We start from the raw sequence: 16,511 nt of genomic DNA, 5'->3' as shown, positions 1-16,511 counted from the left end.
TCAGTCACTCTCTTCGTCGAAGTCGAAGGCGCTTTGCGGATTTCTCACGGGCGACTCAGCTCGCGCGGCATCGAGAATCTCCGGCCAGCTAGTGACCAAGTTGTTGAAACTGATGGCGTCCTTGGTCCAGCCGTTGCTCTCCGAGATGCGGAACAAGAGGTGCGCGAGCTCTTTGATGAGGTCGGCGTCGACCGCACCATCAGGGCGTGTCAGTGCGACGCGCATGAACTCGCCGGCCGCAGCGATGCCTTCTCCTTCGGTTGTGTTGATCAGGTGGTGCAATACTTCCCAGTTGCTGGTGTGTAGGTCGGCGAGGATGTCGTAATCCACAGTCAGATCCGAGGGCTTGATGAGTTGGACGCGGCCGGCGCGACTGGTCAGAATGCCGCCGCGGTCCATCGCATCAACAGCTGTGTTTCGGGCGTTGGCCAGATTGTTCGCATCTCCAAATAACCCAGCGCCGTAGCCATGTTGGCGATACCAGGCGATCGCGAATCGTGTCGTTGGGTCGAAATCGCCTTCTTGTTCGTTGAGCACTTGATCGAGGATCTCGTTGATCCGGGACAGCGCCGATCGAACAGTCATCCTTGAACCATTCGGTTCCAGGACCGCACTGTAGCGACTGAAAACCGCCATCCCCGGTCCGATGGCTGCTTGGGGTAGGTCCACCGGTGCGATCGGACCTTGTTGTAGCTTCCGCAGCGCGTCAGGTAGCTCGGACTCGAGCGCCGCAATTAGCCCACGACGATCAGTTGTCGGAGATCCTTCTGGCCGCGGACGAAGCGAAAGTACAATCGATGAAGCGAGTGCATTGGAGCCGCTCGCAATCATCCGGTAGCCCTGCTCGCTCCGGAGTGGCCACGTCGAAGTAATTTCCCAACCTGAGTGGATCATTCCCTCAAGAAGGGTTTCCCACCCAGTCGAGGACTCTCCGCCCGACGTCGTTTCACTCTGCTTGAAGGCGTAGTAGACAGTGATCGGGTAGTCAGGCGACGCGCTGGCGCGTGCTCGGGCAAACACGCGGCGGAACCCTTCCTCGAAGAACTCGCGCGCACCCTGATTGCCGTCGTGGCGGTATGGGTTGGCGACTAGTTCCTCTGCCTTGGGAACCAGCATGGTCGAGAGCAGCTGCGGGTGGACGGCGCGAAGTGAGCGACGAAGCCAGATGTAGAAAAAGTCGGATAGATCGGAGTAGCCGATGTTGTCGTAATACGGCGGATCCGTAGAAATCACGACCCCCTCGTACTGGCCGCTCGTCGCGTCGACCTGCGCAGCAATTCCACGAGCCTGAGTCGGCCCCCTCTCGAAAGCATCAGCGACCCAATCGAACTGGCTGAGGAAATTACCGGTTGACGACGAGAAAAGGTTGACTTCCGCGAAGTCCCACGTCATAGGGATCGCCTGCCGACCGAATGTGTTGCGTACCTTGCCCAGCGACGAATCCCAGCTTGCGATTGTCGACGAACGATCGGCGGTGCGGCTCACGGCAAGTCCGAGGTAAGTCGCGACGGCATCGGCGTAATCACGCGTCCCACCGTCGGCTTCGACGAGCTCGCGCGCTTCGGCAACCAGGTCGCTGAAGGTAGTGAGGGCCACGAGCTGGCGATTTGTGAAGAGGTCTGTGAACTCGGTGAGGCCATAAGTAGGTGCCTTTAGATCACGCGGGTAGTAACCCAGCGAGCCGCTCACCGATTCCTCAGGCGTAGGGACCTCGGCTGCGCTCTCGTGCATAGCTGAAGACGGTAGATAGACGCGCTGACGGCTGCCTTCCGCGACGACAGCGATTAACCGCACCCCAAATTCATTGGCTCGGCCACGGTCACGAATGTAAGCTAGAGGTACGGCTGCCGCACACGCAAGGCATACGGCTCCACTTCGACCAACGGTCCCTTCTGCTACTCGGCTTGGTGGATGGTCCGGTGCCTGTCCGACACTGAAGTCGATACGAACACCGGCCGGGCTGCTTGGATCGCGGACAACCGTGGGCACAAGAAATGCCTCTTTGCCCTTTCGCCTACTCAGCCAAAAGTTTCCAACCAGAGGCATCTCCACTCCGCACGCTGGGTTGGGGCAGGTGACGGTCCTCGCCCATATCCACGCGATCACTGTGGCCTCGGACCGATCGGAAAGGACCGCCTTCGGGTACAAATGCCCGATTCTCTTTTCCGCCTCGTCGTGCATCCACTTTCCGTATGCGCGCACATCGGCCGCCAAACCTTCGGCTCCTCGCCAGTCCCGAATCTGTGAATCAGCTAGACCTGGGAATACCGGCGGTTGGTTCTTAAATCTTGGAGGGATCTCGATCAATGCCTTATTAATCAGCACTGCCACAGGGTTGAGGTCGCTCGCTAGCGCGTCTAGGCCGAGACGTTGCGCCTCAAGCGGAATAGTCCCGCCGCCAGCAAATGGGTCAAGGATGGTGGGTGGGGTGCCGCCAGTCGACTTGAGAATCTCAGCGTGGGCCTCAGCGAAGAGCGACTCATCCCACGAGTTGGTCCAAACGGCGAGCCGCTGGATCAGGTCATGCAGACGGTCGCGCTCCTTGCGTTGGAGTTCGTCAGTTGGGAATTCATCCGGCCGGGCGCTCGGGTCATCAACAAGCTGAGCAAACAGCACGGCCCTTGCCGCCACGTGCGGTCGCCGCGCCCACCACAAATGCAAAGTGCGTGGATGCGGGCGGATTGCTGGAACCTTCTCGTACGCCGCCTCCCGGTTGATCGCTTCCAGCGGCAGCGACACCTCGATCAGTTTCCGTTTGCGGACCGGCTGGGCCGCCACGTCGCCGTCAGTCATCAGAATGGATTCACTCCCTTGTTCCACATCTTCGTCCAGTCGCCACGGACGCCAGTGGCGTCGAAGTCGCCGAGATCCGTTGAGGAGAATGGGTTATCGAGGTAGCGAACTTCGTCGTGGGCCGTCCCTCGCGGATCGACCTTGACCAAAGCCAGCCGGTAGCGCGGTGCCGCGTTCTTGCCAACCATGACTTCGTTATGCGTGACGAAGAAGTCTGTGGCGCCATCCAGCCGAGCTTTGACCTCGATGCGGTAGGTGTCGCCGCTTGCGTCTGTGGACACGATGTCGAATCCTTTGTTGTTGAAGGACTGTTCGACTGGCTTCCGGCCCAGCGTCCGTTCCGTCGCCATCACCAGGTCGACGCCGCGGCGTTCGACCTCTTTGGTCTCCTTGGCATGAATCGGCGCCGACGCGGGAAGTTCACCGTCAACCATCGCTACGGGCAATATGAGTGCTGCGGTGACGATACGCGGGGGCTTGGTCGACATCAGTGCCTGCTTGTCGAGCAGGTCAAGACGATTGCGTAGGCGAGCGTCGAGCTCGACCGCCTTGCGGTTGAGGCTTTCGGCGGACTCTTTCGGCTTTTCGCCGGCCTGCTCCTTCTCGGCAGCCACCGCGGCATCTAGAAGCATTCGGTCACGTTCTCCTTCAAGGCGTTTCACTACCAGATCGCGGCATTTGGCGAGCTCTGCGGAACGACGCGGTTGAACCTCGGCCAGATACTCGGGGAGTTGGGTCGTGATAATCCAGCTGTTGGCGCGGTCTTCGGCGTCGGCCAGCCAGGGGAGTTGGCGTGCTGCGGCGACGGCTGGCGTGTCGGGTGCGGCGACGCAATCGAGATAGGGTGCCGGCCCTGCAGGCGTTACGGTGCCGAGGCTGTCGACATAGGCGTAGCCGAAACGTCGGGACACCGCAGCACCGGTGGCATCGGCGACCTCTTCGACAACACCGACGAGCAGGTGAGGTTCCTCCAGCGTCGCTGACACCAGCACGGTGCCGCTGTTTAGGCTGCCGCCAAAGTGTCGTATCGCTTCGTCCATCACTGCGTCGTGCAGCGGGTGCCCCGGTGCGAGCAGGTCGGCGCGTGCCAGCTCTTCGGAGTGCACATGTTCAAGGTCGAAGGTGACGCGGTCATACTTTGTCGCGATCGGCTGGTACTTGCTGGCTCTGATTTGTGCTGGCACGTTGGCGATTTCGTAGCGACCTCGCTCGCGTTTGGCGATGCGACCACCGAGTCGGGTGAACGCCGCCTTGAATGCCAGCTCGATGTAGTGCGGCTGGAGTCGGCGTGCGCGGGCCTCGTCCATAGCGGCGCGAAGCTTGGCGAGGTCGGCATCGGCGAGATGGTCCGACGCCAGCGCGCGTTCGTCTAGCAACTCCTTGAGCCCGTCGGACACCTTGTGGTCGATGACTTCGTGCATCTTGGCGCGGACTTCGGGAAGTTCGCCATACCGGATCGCGTCCAGAAGCAGTTCTCGCAGAGGAGTCTCTGAGAATGCCTCACCGAGGACGTCGAAGACCTTGCCGCCATAGGCTTTCCGCTGTTCCTCAATCTTGGCAAGCAGCCGGACAAAGACGTCACCTTCGCGGGTATTGCTGGCGACGATGTTCCATAGGCGGCAGACCTCTTCCTGGCCGATGCGGTGGATACGACCGAAGCGCTGCTCGATCCGGTTAGGGTTCCACGGCAGGTCGTAGTTGACCATGAGGTGGGCAGCTTGCAGGTTCAGGCCTTCGCCGGCGGCATCCGTGGCCAGCAGGATCTGGCAGTCCCTGTTCTTGGTGAACTCCTCGGTGATCATGCGCCGCTCTCTGCGGCGCACTCCGCCGTGGATCGCCTGCACGGCGTTGGGCTTGCCGATTAGCGTCCGGATGCGACCGGCCAGGTAGTCGAGGGTGTCGCGGTGCTCAGTGAAGATGATCAGCTTGCGCGGCCAGCCATTCGCATCGACGGTCAGCGCCTCGTCCTGGAGGATGCGGCTCAACTCGGTCCACTTGCGGTCGGTGCCGGAATCGCGAACCTGCTTGGCGACCGTCGTCAGCTCGGCCAGTTCGAGCAGTTCGGCATCAAGTTCCTCGACTGTCTGCGCGGCGGTGGCGGCGTCGAGCAGCTCCTCTTCGAGCTCCTCGATCTGCTCGGAGCTGTAGTCATCGGCATCGAGTCCTTCGACGTCGACGGTCGGCTCCCTGTCGGTGTAGGTGCCGTTGAGAATTTCGAGCTTCTTGCGCTCGAGCCGTTCGGTACGGCGCACGAGGCTCTTGTAGATGGCCTCGGGGCTAGATGCCAGGCGACGCTGCAGCACGGTCAGTGCGAAGCCGACGGTGTTCTTGCGTTTGCCGCCCACCCGGTCGGCACGATTCATGCCCTCGCGGACGTAGGCGGTGACCTGCTCGTAAAGCGAGTACTCCAGCTCGGTTAGCTCGTAGGGCACGGTCTCGGCGCGGCGCTCCGGAAAGAGCTTCTTCCCGTCAAAGGTCAGCAGGTCTTCTTTGACCATACGGCGCATGATGCCGTCAGTGTTAGCGGTCTTGGTCTGCTTGCCTTCGAACCGGTCGCGGTCCAGCAGGGTGAGGAAGAGCTGGAAGTCCTCTTCCTTGCCGGAGTGCGGCGTGGCGGTCATCAGCAACAGGTGCCGGGTGATTCGGCCGAGCATCTCTCCGAGCAGGAAGCGCTTGGTCTTCTCCAGCTTGCCCCCGAAGTAGTGGGCGCCCATGCGGTGGGCTTCGTCGACGATGATCAGGTCCCACTCGGTCTCCTTGAGCTGGGCCTGGAGCTCCTCGTTGCGCGACAGCTGGTCCATTCGTGCGATCAGCAGTGGGTTGCTTTCGAAGACGTTGAGGTTGACGTTGGCGTCGATGAGCTGGTTGGTCAGCAGGTCGAAGCGCAGCCCGAACTTGAAGAACAGTTCGTCCTGCCACTGCTCCACCAGACCGCCGGGGGCGACGATCAGGCATTGGCGCACGTCGTCGCGCAACAGTAGCTCTTTGATGTACAGGCCGGCCATGATGGTCTTACCGGCGCCGGGGTCGTCGGCGAGCAGAAATCTCAGTGGAGTTCGGGGGAGAAGCTCGCCATAGACGGCCCTGATCTGATGGGGGAGCGGCCTGACGTCGCTGGTGGCCACGGCCAACATCGGGTCGAACAATCCGGCCAGGGTGATCCGTTGGGCCTCGGCGACCATCTTGAAGTCGGTGGCGTTGGCATCGAGCGCCCGGCTTCCGGTCTGGGCGACGGTGAGGTTGTCCTGGTCCTTGCGGAACACCACCTGCTGGCCGAGCGCACCGTCGTTGGTCTTATAGGTCAGCTCCAAAGCGTCGGTGCCGTGCCACTGGGCAAAGATCACCGTGATCACCTGCGCCGGGATCAACCCGTCGATGCGCAGGCCAGGCTTCAACTCTTCCAGCAGCACTGTTTGTCCTCCCCGGTAGATAGCTGACCCACGCTAGTCGACCTCCCCGACAATATCCGGGGTAGTCCGCGAATCGTCGCTAGGTCCGCTAATCTCCCGCAGGAAACAAGTCGATCAACGGGGACCATGAGCAGCGACGCACAGCCGTCAACAGCGGCGATTGGTGATGAAGTACGAGGCTGGGTAGACGCGGCCAAGGCTGTGGCAGTCGCACGCCATGAGATTGCTAGCACGGCCGCCACCCAATCCGCCGCGCTACGAGCACGCACCGCGAAGGCACAGCGCAACAACCGCTACCTCTGGCACGTCATCCCGCTAAGCGCCGACGATCAGGCGCTCGTCCACACCATGGCCAGGGCATCCTGCCTCCCGCCTGTTCATCCGGACGTCCAGCGAGAACTCGACCGGCTCACCACCGAAGTCGCTGCGGCCACTGAGGACCTGAGGAAAGTCACCGGGTTCGGCCGCCTGCTGCTGTTCGGCGGAACCCGCGACAAAGCCAACCAAGCGGCGCAGTTCCTCACCGACTACAGACGGTGGTTCCTGACTAGCGGTGTTGGACAGGCAATCGACCAGGCCAAGCCGGTCGATGATCCCCGGATCCGCGCCCTCACTGTCCGCGACGTGCTGGCCGACTGGGTGGGCTTCAAACAGCAGCTACCCGACCACGGCCAAACTGCCGAGCTGGTCGACTCGACGACCTTCGCGATCCTCCCGAACGCCACCGCCGTCATCCGCCGCGCGGCTACTGAAGAGTCCAAGCTGCGCAAAGCCGCCGTCGACGCGGGAAACGCCGTCCGCGCCAAAGAGACCGATCGCATGCTAGCCGACATGTCCGTGGAACGGCTACGCGAAGCCACCCGCGACAAGATCCGCATCGGCGCTCTAACCGACAACGGCATCACCACTGTCCTCGCTGTCTTGGCTAACGAAGGCATTCTCGAGCACTTCGACGGCATCGGGGAAACCTCCGCAACCCGCATTCGCGCAGCCGCTCGGACGCTGCGGCAGAACACCTACGACGAGATGCCGATGCGCATCGACATCAAGAACCGCACGCCGGAGCACACCGACTTCCTTCGCCACCTGCGCGGGTGGGACGCGGCGCGTAGGGCCACCGCTTCGTCGCCGGACATGGCAATCGTCGAAGAGTTGGCACCCGTCGCAGCAGTCATCGACAACACGGTCACCCACGCCATCGTCATCCCCACCGCCTTGTCGACCGTCGCGGACTTCCGGGACGCCGTTCAGATAGTCGCCCGAGCAGCCCGAGCGATCGCCGACGCCCAAGACGCCGCAACAACCGGCGACCCCTGGGAAGACTTCCTCACCCGGCCAGCCGACTACTTCGCACTACTGGCTGAACTGGGATTCATCACCGAGGACGACGAGAAAACTCACGGTGACCTGCCTACCGAAATCATCGAAGCAGTACGTAATTTCGAGTTGAAGGGCGACTACCTCACTGCATCGCTACGCGGCTACCAGAGCTTTGCGGCACGTTTCGCACTGGTCCAGCGCAAGGTCATCATCGGAGACGAGATGGGCCTGGGCAAGACCGTCGAGGCCATCGCCACGCTGGCGCACCTGCGAGCAAAGGGCGACAACAACTTCCTGGTCGTGTGCCCCGCCGCCGTGGTGACCAACTGGGTTCGCGAGGTCAGCGCGAAGTCGAAACTGCCCGCACACCGTCTGCACGGCCCCGACCGGCAATGGGCGGCGAAGAACTGGCAACGCAACGGCGGCGTGGGCGTCACGACCTTTGATACGCTGCGATGGCTCAACGATGAGGTGTCGATCCCGGCGCTCAGTTGCGTGGTCGTCGACGAAGCGCACTACATCAAGAATCCCGACGCCCTTCGCACGCAACGAACCGCGCAGCTCATCGGCTCGTGTGAACGGGCGATTCTGCTCACCGGCACGCCACTGGAGAATCGACTTGACGAGTTCCGCAACCTCGTCGGTTACCTCCGCCCGGACCTCGTGTTGGATGCGAACGAATTCGCGCCGAAGAAGTTCCGCCGCCAGGTAGCGCCGGCATACCTACGCCGCAACCAAGAAGATGTCCTCACCGAGCTTCCCGAACTGGTTGAGGTCGATGAGTGGATGCCGATGTCGGGCGACGACGCCACGGCGTACCGCTCCGCCGTGAAGCAACGCAACTTCATGGCGATGCGCCAGGCCACGATGAAGCAGGGAATCAAATCGACCAAGATGCAACGCCTGGTCGAGATCGTTCAAGAGGCAGAGGCCAACGGCCGCCGCGTCGTCGTCTTTTCGCACTTCCTCGACATTTTGAGCGACGTTGCACGGCATATGCCGGGCCGGGTCTTTGGACCACTGACCGGCTCGGTCGCCGCCAGCCAACGCCAGGTAATGGTCGACGACTTCTCCGCTGCCAACAAGGGCGCCGTGCTGGTCGCCCAAATCGTCGCTGGCGGAGTGGGTCTCAACATTCAGGCGGCCTCGGTGGTTGTGATCTGCGAACCGCAGCTCAAACCGACCACCGAGTGGCAAGCCATCGCACGGGCGCACCGCATGGGCCAGCTCGAATCCGTTCAAGTCCACCGACTTCTGTCCGACGAAGGAGTCGATCAGAGACTCCGTGAGATCCTGGCCACCAAGAAGGAACTCTTCGAGAGCTTTGCCCGCGAAAGCGAAACCGCTGCAAGCGCTCCGGAAGCCTACGACGTCACAGAGGCCGAACTCGCACGCGACATCATCGCTGCCGAACGCGAGCGGCTTTTCGGTCAATCGGTGAAGACCGCGCCCTCGACAGCGCCAAGTGAGCCACCGAAGACGTCGCCCGCGACTGAGAAGCCGACCGTATCTCGACCGGCAACGACCACGACGGAATCTGTCAGACCGACTGCACCAGCGACTCGTCACCACGCTGTGAGACCTGTACCGCCAGTGCAGAACTCGACTCGTTCGGAGAGCCTCCAGGACCGACCGTGTCCCGTGGTTCCAGAACGCCATCAATCACCGGTTCCAACCAGCGATGCGCGGCCGCAGCCCTCCAGCTCTGCACCTCCCGCGCTGCAGGCGTATCCCGTTTTCTCTGAGCCCTTATCACCGATCTCGCAGACACCAGCCGACCGCATCATCGACAACATCGTCCGCATCGTGGGTGCAGAAGGCCCTCTGACTGGGTGGCGTCTGCACCAGGTCTACCGAAAGTGCGCGACGGGCCGAGAGTCTCACGATGAGTTCTCGCGGCTGCTCAATCGGGCTATTTCAGCTGCCGAGCGGCAGCAGCGCATCGTCTCGGAAAACCCAATGAATCAGTCCGGCAACAAACCACGGACTTTCAGACTGCGGAACCAGTCATCAACCGTCGCGCGTGAACTCGGCCCGCGGACCATCGATATTGTGCCTCCGAGGGAGGTGCAGCAGTACTGCCTCACCGTGTCCGCCGGCCAATCGCTATCGGCTGGCGAACTTGTGGAACGGGTGGGCAGACTGCTCCGCAACAGGCAAGTCATGAACGAGCTTCAGAAAGCGGTGCTTGCGGCCCAGCGCATAGATCAGAAGTCCGCTGGCACACGCTCAGGAGACGCCGTGTGCCCCTCGTGCTTTACGATCCATGCCGGCGAGTGTGCTTGACTACCTTGAAATCTCAGCGCGCCTGCAGCACCTCCCAGTGCTCGGCGCGGGTAGCGGCGTCGAGCAGAATCCGTGCCAGCGCTCGTGATTGTTCCGCGGACAGCGGACCATTGCCAGCGATGTCAAGGTAGATCTCGACGAAGTCATGAGAGCTGAGTTCTCCGTTGGGGTGTTGAATGGCGGACAGGTGTACGCCGACGTCGTAACCCTCGACGCTTTCCTCGTTGGTATAGACGATCCTGTATACCTCGTCGCCATCCGGCTGCCAGTCGGTGCATCCTGCTGCGCCGTGGGGCAGCGCAGGTCCAACTTGATCGACTGTCGTCATCATTATCCCCTCGTGTTCTCTTGATTGCCCTTGCGCCCGAGCTTCTTGACATCCGCTGCCGCCAGTTGACGCAGCCTCCATTCGTAGATCGGATCCGCGGCACGGTAGGGTGCGTCGCCATCCAGGACGAGTTCAAAAAGGTCGAGCATGGCCTTGCCGCGTCTTGCTCTGTCTTTCGCGAGCAGCCGCCTGCGCCACGCCGAGTCGCTGAGCACGGTGGCCAGCCGAATGATCTCGGGATACATGGCCGCGTTGCGGCTCGCACTGCCCGCGCCTCGTTGAGCTTCATCGGGTTGAAGTTCGACGAGTCGGAATCCGACCGCTTCCAGCGGTCGCCAGTAGTTCCACTGCTCCACGATGTCGTAGGCGTCGGTGACAGATTGCAGAATCGCGGGCCGGCCATATTGGCGGATGAGACGTTGATGCCGCCGGTGAGCAAGCAGAATATCGGCACGTGAGGCGCCAACGATTTTGACGATCGGGCGGGTTGGGTCGGCACGAAAGGCCGTGCCGTTGAGCCACATGCTGTGGTGGACGCACACCACGCTGTCGTGGGTGGACCACACCTGCGGGAAGGAAATTCGTTGCCCGTGCCTGGACGCGCACAGCGGACATCCGGGCCCGACCGATTCCACTTCGCGCTGCAACAACTCAGGATAGGCGTCGTTATCGCCCGCAATTCGCAGTTCGGGCAGCGCGAAGGCGAGGGCACGATCGCTCATCGACACGCAAGTGGCCAGAGCGGCTCGCATCGTTGGCCCCCGGCGGGTCAGCAGTGCTTCCAGGCGAGCACGGCTGATGCCGTTCGCTGTCGCCAGACGGGCGAGGTATTCGGCAAGCACTTCGTTCGGCAGGGGCCTCACCGGACGGGGAAGTGTTGGGTTGCCGATGCTGGACGTGAGCGTTGTCATGATCGTGACCTACCCGGCCTTGGGGGCGATTGGGTGGCTGGTTGCGGCCTCCGCTGCGTGGTCGATGATGGCTGCGTCGAGTGCCTCACGCGTGATCGCGTCGTCTCCGCTGAGGATGGCCGTGATCGCCGCGACTCGGATGAGATGACTCAGACTGCTGATCGACCCACCCGTTCGTTGGTGTAGGTATTTCGAGTTGCGTGTCAGTGTGCCGTCTCGGTGCTTGTACAGGCGCAATGCTGACTCCATTGATGCGACAAGCGATTTCCATTCGTCGTTGAATGGAAAGTTGCCCGTCTTGATCAGAACGGACCGTCCTGAGATCTGCCGGCCGCGGACTCCGGTGAACAGCCCGGAGCGCTCCACATTGATGCCCGCGTAGACGAATGTGGCGGGCATGTGCTCGCTGAAGTACTTCAGATGATCGGACATGTCCTCGCCGGCGGCACTGGCAAGGTTGAGGTTGTGGATCTCGTCGACAATGACGAGTTCGGTCCGGGCCTCGGTGAGCACGTGGCACACGGCATCGGCGATGTCTGTGGTGTTGTGACGTTGCCGCGTAGGAAGTCCGAGGAAGTTGGCGAACTCTGAAGCCAGCTTGCGGGGCGAGCCTTTCGGCGGTGTCGTGATGTAGACGACAGGTATCCGGTCCTGGCCGGGATACCGGCGGCGTACGTTTTGCTCGTGGATCTTTCCGAGCAACTTGATGGTAGTGGTCTTCCCGCTCGCCCACGGCCCTGACACGATCATGGATCGGCGGGCGCCGCATTCACGTTGATTGAGCAGAGTCAGCAGCCGGCCCTGGCGGGTGATGTGGCGGACCGTTGAAGTCTCGATGATGACCAACTCCGAGTGGTAGGCCATGCGTCGGTCATCGAAGGCGAGCTTCTCCGCACCGGTGAGCGTGCTGTAGTAATCGTGATCGGGTAGGTCAAATATTGCGGGTCGGGCGTCGACGAATCTGCGCCAACCATCAAGCGTTACTGACGGCAGCTGACGGGGGTCGAGGTCGGGCTCGGCCGTCTGCTCATCGACGGTCATCTTCGAATCACCATGTGTCGGAATCCTTCTCGGCGTCGAATACGGGTAATGGGATCACGTCGGCGATATCGTCGTCTTCCTCCGGGGACAGCGGAGCCGTAGGCTGGTTCGCTGCTGGCGGCACTGTGGGTGGTAGTTCCGCCGCCGCCCGCGTCCGGGCGATGGCTCGGCGGTCCTTTGCGGTGCGGCGACGCCGAGTCGGCGGCTCAGGTGCCACGGACGCACGTCCCAAGAGGTCCTCGACTGCGGCCGTGATCGCCTCTTGCGAGGTTCGTCGCTCTCCTCGACTTGTCTCGAGTTGACGTGCATGCTCCCACAGTGACGACCCAAACGGCTGCGGTGCGGTGTGGAGCTGCGTCCAGCAGGCCATCAGGTAGCCCTCGCCGTGGTGGTTGCGAACCCAGATGCGACTGACGTCGTAGGGGTCGTAGTGGACCTGCCACTGCGTGCCCTTGCCGGGTACCCGGAGATCTCACCCCGCGCAGCGTCCAAGTCGTCGCTGTCGTAGGTCCGGTAGTCGATGGTGATGCCTGCGGCTGTCACCGTCCGGTACAGGCTGGGTAGGAGCGCGATGTATTGGTCGGAGGTCAACGGCGCGGGGATGTATCCGCTGACGGCGAGCATGGACGCGTACTTCTCGTTCGGGGTCAGCTTTCGTTGCGGGTTCAAGGGGTCCCGAAGTCCATCGTGGGGTCTGTTCTGCCAGGCGACGACGATCCATTCGTCCAGCAGATCCTGAAGCTCTTGCAGTGAGAAAACTGCATTCTGCTCGGCGTTCTTGCCTCGGTTCTCGACCGATGATCCGAGGTAGCCCGTGACGTATTGTGCGAAGAGGGTTTTGACCGATCCCAGGGTGCGTTCGACGATCGGCTTATCGGTGGGCTCGTCCTTGTGCGCAGGCTGCATGCTGATCCCGAGCGATCGGCATGCGGAGCGGAAAGTGCTCGACAGATAGACGGCGCCGTTGTCGTACACGATGTTCTCGGGAACGATGACGGGGCGGGCAGCAGCGTGCTCGAGTCTGTCATCGACAGACCGCATCGCGTGGTAGGGCAGGACCGAGTTCGACATTCGGACGGCATCGATCCATCCTGGCCGCATCGGTTCCGGCGTCATCGATTTCGCGACAAGAAGGGATGCGTCTACGGCCTTCGTCGTAGGTCGGAGAACCGCCGCGACGATTGTGCGCGTCGCAGCGTCGACGAGGCCCGTCAGCTCCACCCGACCCCTCACCGACTCATCGAGCCGGATGCCGACATCGAACGGCGTGGTGTCGATTTGCATCCACTCCCCGGGACGGCTCGCGACGACCTTACCGAACACGCCCTCCGGCTGATGGTTCTTCGTCTGCCGGGTTCGAGCGGATCCAGTGGCGTGACGCGCTTGGGGGAGCTGTTTCATCAGCCGATGAAATGTGGTGTGAGAAGGTAGTTTCACTCCGTCGCCGAACTTGTCGACCACTCGCCGGTCCACGTGCCACTTCATGGCGATCTCTGTGCGCGTCGACTGCAATTCGTTCTCGTTCAGCACCTCCAACAGCACGCCCACGTAGCGACTATCGACCCGACGGGTTGGCGAGCGCCTACGGTGAAGACGGCCGTCAACCAGCCCGGCAACGCCGGATCGTTCGTAACGCCGACGGAGTTCTTGAAAGTACTTCAGGCCCAATGGCATTCCAGCGGCATCAAGTTCGGAGCATTTGTTGCGTTCTCGCTGTCCGAGTGATGTCGATCGAATGTCGTATCCGTTGCGCGGAGTGGTCTGCGGCGGTGAGCCGACTGGTATCCCGTCGACCACTTCGGAGATGTGGTGCTCGAGCCAGAGGACGCGCTCCTGGACCCGCCTCGGCAGCGCGGAGAAGTAGTCGGGTGGGATTGGGCGGCGACGAACGCTGGGGGATAGGATGTCGAATGAACTGTCCGCGAACAAGTCCGCAATCTTGACTGCTGCGAGCTGACCGTCCTCGCGACGTAGCTTCGCTATCATTCCGTCGATCGCCACCAGCTCGCAGAACTTGCCGTCGTAGCGACAAAAGTCGCCGATGGCGATTCTGGCCGGCTCAGCAGTCATCGTGTGGCCAACCGGATCAGCGTATGTTCACCGATCGGTGCCGAGTCGATATCGACGTCGATCTCGTGTGTCCAGAGCAGGTGATAGAGAGTGGGTAATACCAATAGCGGTTCGCCCGCCGCGAGGGCGGCTGCGCCGATTGTCTTCGGGTTGTGGGCCAGTAGCGAGGTCAGGCTGGTGACGACGTCCTGCCGTCGATTTCGTGGGTTCCGGTAACCGGCGAGCCAACGCAAGTTCGCGGCTCGGATCGGAGGCTGATCTCCAACACGGCGGTAGGTCCACCCAGACCCAGTACGCCCGCACAGCGCACTGGTCGATTCGAATGCCTCGCGTGCGTCACCGTCCACGAGTCGGTCTGGTCGAACATCCACGACGACGCCGTCGCCGGATCTGGTTCGGAGGAACACATCAGGTGTGTGCTGCCGCTGTTTCCCTGCGACCGAAGTGAAGCGAAAAGCGAAGGGCTGTACGGATATTCCAATGATGTCTGGATCGAAGTCGGCCGCGATCAGAAAGTCCCGTTCAACCCACGATTCGAATGGGATGTGCGACTCTGTGGTCGAGCACCACCACTCGCCGGTGAAGTTTTTCTGACCCTTGTACGTCGAGGCTTTGCGGACCGGCGCACATCTCTCGAACGGCACCGACCACAGCTCGTCGACCGGAATTTGAGCGACAGGTTCACCCTCAGCGGGCCGGTAATCAATCAGCTCGCTGTTTCGAATCTGCGCCGCCGCGCGCCCATGGGTGGGCACGTCTCTGATGGTATGGCCGAGATCGGCGAACTACTCGTCCGACACGCCTGAATCGCCCGATATGGAGAGCCGCATCCATATGACCGGCGATGCCCATGCACTGTCACGCTCCGCTGCCGCGGTGGCCCTCACCGAGCTCAGTCGGCGTTCTCTTCTCCGCGAACCGATATTGCGGAGCCAGTACCTCTACGGCGTCTGCCACACCGTCGGGATAGTTGCGAGCTCGCTTGGGGTCTGGACGGGGGCCAACCGACTGTGCCTCGTACAGCGACACTGCAGCCTCAGTCATGCGAATTGCGTTTCCAAAGGAGTCGAGAGTGATCGCCAGCAGTGGCGTGTCGTCGAGTTCTTCGTCGTTGAGCACGTATCCCATCAGCCACTTGAATCCGTGAACGAACCCCGAGCCCAGTGAGTAGAAGCTCTTGGCGCTACGTGGGTGCATCACGGCGTCCAACTCGGCGTCAGCCTTGCGTGGCAGTTGCTCGTCCATCCAAATCTCCGCGCCTTCAACCAATTTGAGCGGTCCGCCACTTGGCCCAGTTATATGCTCGGCGGATAACGCCGCGATCTTGGCCTGCCGAGCAGCCACCCGTTCGCGCCGCTTCTCAAAGTTGGTCAGATCGACTTCCGCCAGTGGGTCTGTTCGTGCTGCCAGAGCCTCAGCCTCAAGCCTCTCGAACTCTTCTTGCCGGCCACGCTCAGCCTTGAGGAATCCGTAGCAGCGGCGAATCCGTTCTTCCGTGTCCGTCTCGGAAATCAGCCAGATGGTCTTGGCCGACGATTCCATCGCAATACGGCACAGCGCCGCCGTTGCCGACGTTCGGATTTGCCCCTGTGTGAGTGCCAGCGCAATGACCTCGGCCGCCGCCGCGAGATTTTCGCACGCGTTCATGGTCGGATAGAGCGCCGTCGAGCTAACCAGATTCGTTTCATCCTCGAGTGTGACTGCCACATCGTCGAATGCGAGGCGGCTCTCGCGATGGATCGGATTGGGCCGCAGACCCCAGGGTAAGTCCCCTGGCGTGGTGGGGTTTCGGGAGGTGACGCCGGCCGGGGTGTAGGTGGCCGGGGGTGTGTCGGTACCGGCTGTGGGGTGGGCCATCGCGTAGTGATCAATGAGTTACCGACCAAAGTGACTCATAGAAAGACACGACGCGATGACCCAGGACCATTCTGCCTTGCTCGCCCAGCTCGACGCACTCAAGTCCGCTGATACCGGCGCGGTGTTCGCCGAGCTGATCCGTGCCGGACTGCAGGCGCTCATCGAGGCCGAAGCCACCGCCGCGATCGGGGCGGGCCGCTACCAGCGCAGCGATGGGCGTACGGTGCACCGCAACGGGCACCGTCCCAAGACGGTGTCGACGACTTCTGGTGACATCGAGGTGCAGATCCCCAAGCTGCGGGCCGGGTCGTTCTTCCCGTCGCTGCTCGAGCGGCGCCGCCGGATCGACAAGGCGCTGCACGCGGTGATCATGGAGGCCTACGTGCATGGCGTGTCGACCCGCAATGTCGATGACCTGGTGGCCGCCATGGGCGTCGAAACGGGGGTGTCCAAGTCGGAGGTGTCGCGCATCTGCGCGGGCCTGGACACAGAGAT

At 62.1% G+C, this 16,511-nt stretch carries 10 protein-coding genes; 2 read left to right on the top strand and 8 right to left on the bottom strand.

The window, feature by feature from the left end:
• Both BST28_RS00050 and BST28_RS00045 read right to left on the bottom strand, forming a co-directional pair.
• On the bottom strand, nucleotides 1–2,793 hold the full coding sequence (locus BST28_RS00050; protein ID WP_083079325.1) for a DUF1156 domain-containing protein: 2,793 nt from the start codon (nucleotides 2,791–2,793) through the stop codon (nucleotides 1–3).
• Nucleotides 2,793–6,203, bottom strand: a complete 3,411-nt coding sequence (locus BST28_RS00045; RefSeq protein ID WP_083079323.1) for a helicase-related protein — start codon at nucleotides 6,201–6,203, stop codon at nucleotides 2,793–2,795. The genes BST28_RS00050 and BST28_RS00045 overlap by 1 nt, the downstream gene beginning before the upstream one ends.
• Nucleotides 6,204–6,329: 126 nt before the next feature.
• Here BST28_RS00045 and BST28_RS00040 point away from each other — a divergent pair, with 126 nt between their 5' ends.
• On the top strand, nucleotides 6,330–9,809 hold the full coding sequence (locus tag BST28_RS00040) for a DEAD/DEAH box helicase (RefSeq protein ID WP_083079321.1): 3,480 nt from the start codon (nucleotides 6,330–6,332) through the stop codon (nucleotides 9,807–9,809).
• 13 nt (nucleotides 9,810–9,822) lie between these two features.
• Here BST28_RS00040 and BST28_RS00035 read toward each other — a convergent pair whose 3' ends face one another.
• The 6 genes from BST28_RS00035 to BST28_RS00010 all read right to left on the bottom strand — a co-directional run bounded on the left by BST28_RS00035 (nucleotide 9,823) and on the right by BST28_RS00010 (nucleotide 16,016).
• Nucleotides 9,823–10,140, bottom strand: coding sequence for a hypothetical protein (locus BST28_RS00035; protein WP_083079320.1), 318 nt, complete (start codon nucleotides 10,138–10,140; stop codon nucleotides 9,823–9,825).
• Nucleotides 10,140–11,048 (bottom strand): TniQ family protein, encoded by a 909-nt coding sequence (locus BST28_RS00030; protein ID WP_083079318.1) that lies wholly within the window; start codon nucleotides 11,046–11,048, stop codon nucleotides 10,140–10,142. The genes BST28_RS00035 and BST28_RS00030 overlap by 1 nt, the downstream gene beginning before the upstream one ends.
• Before the next feature lie 9 nt (nucleotides 11,049–11,057).
• Entirely contained in the window at nucleotides 11,058–12,089 is a 1,032-nt protein-coding gene (locus tag BST28_RS00025) for a TniB family NTP-binding protein (RefSeq protein WP_083079316.1), read from the bottom strand.
• A 369-nt stretch (nucleotides 12,090–12,458) separates the two neighbouring features.
• A complete protein-coding gene (locus BST28_RS00020) occupies nucleotides 12,459–14,159 on the bottom strand; it encodes an integrase (protein WP_337339081.1) in 1,701 nt (566 codons plus the stop codon).
• Nucleotides 14,156–14,914: a TnsA-like heteromeric transposase endonuclease subunit gene (locus BST28_RS00015; protein WP_165758032.1), complete on the bottom strand. Its 759-nt coding sequence runs from the start codon at nucleotides 14,912–14,914 to the stop codon at nucleotides 14,156–14,158. Before BST28_RS00015 ends, BST28_RS00020 begins: the two co-directional genes overlap by 4 nt.
• Nucleotides 14,915–15,017: 103 nt before the next feature.
• On the bottom strand, nucleotides 15,018–16,016 hold the full coding sequence (locus BST28_RS00010; protein ID WP_133054269.1) for a hypothetical protein: 999 nt from the start codon (nucleotides 16,014–16,016) through the stop codon (nucleotides 15,018–15,020).
• A 55-nt stretch (nucleotides 16,017–16,071) separates the two neighbouring features.
• Here BST28_RS00010 and BST28_RS00005 point away from each other — a divergent pair.
• Nucleotides 16,072–16,511: transposase (locus BST28_RS00005; RefSeq protein ID WP_207569994.1), on the top strand; the 440-nt coding region annotated here is incomplete at its 3' end.

It is taken from the genome of Mycolicibacter kumamotonensis, from assembly GCF_002086285.1.
Classification (GTDB): Bacteria; Actinomycetota; Actinomycetes; order Mycobacteriales; family Mycobacteriaceae; genus Mycobacterium; species Mycobacterium kumamotonense.
Note: the sequence above shows the minus strand (reverse complement) of the source record. Positions and strands in the feature narration are given on the sequence as shown.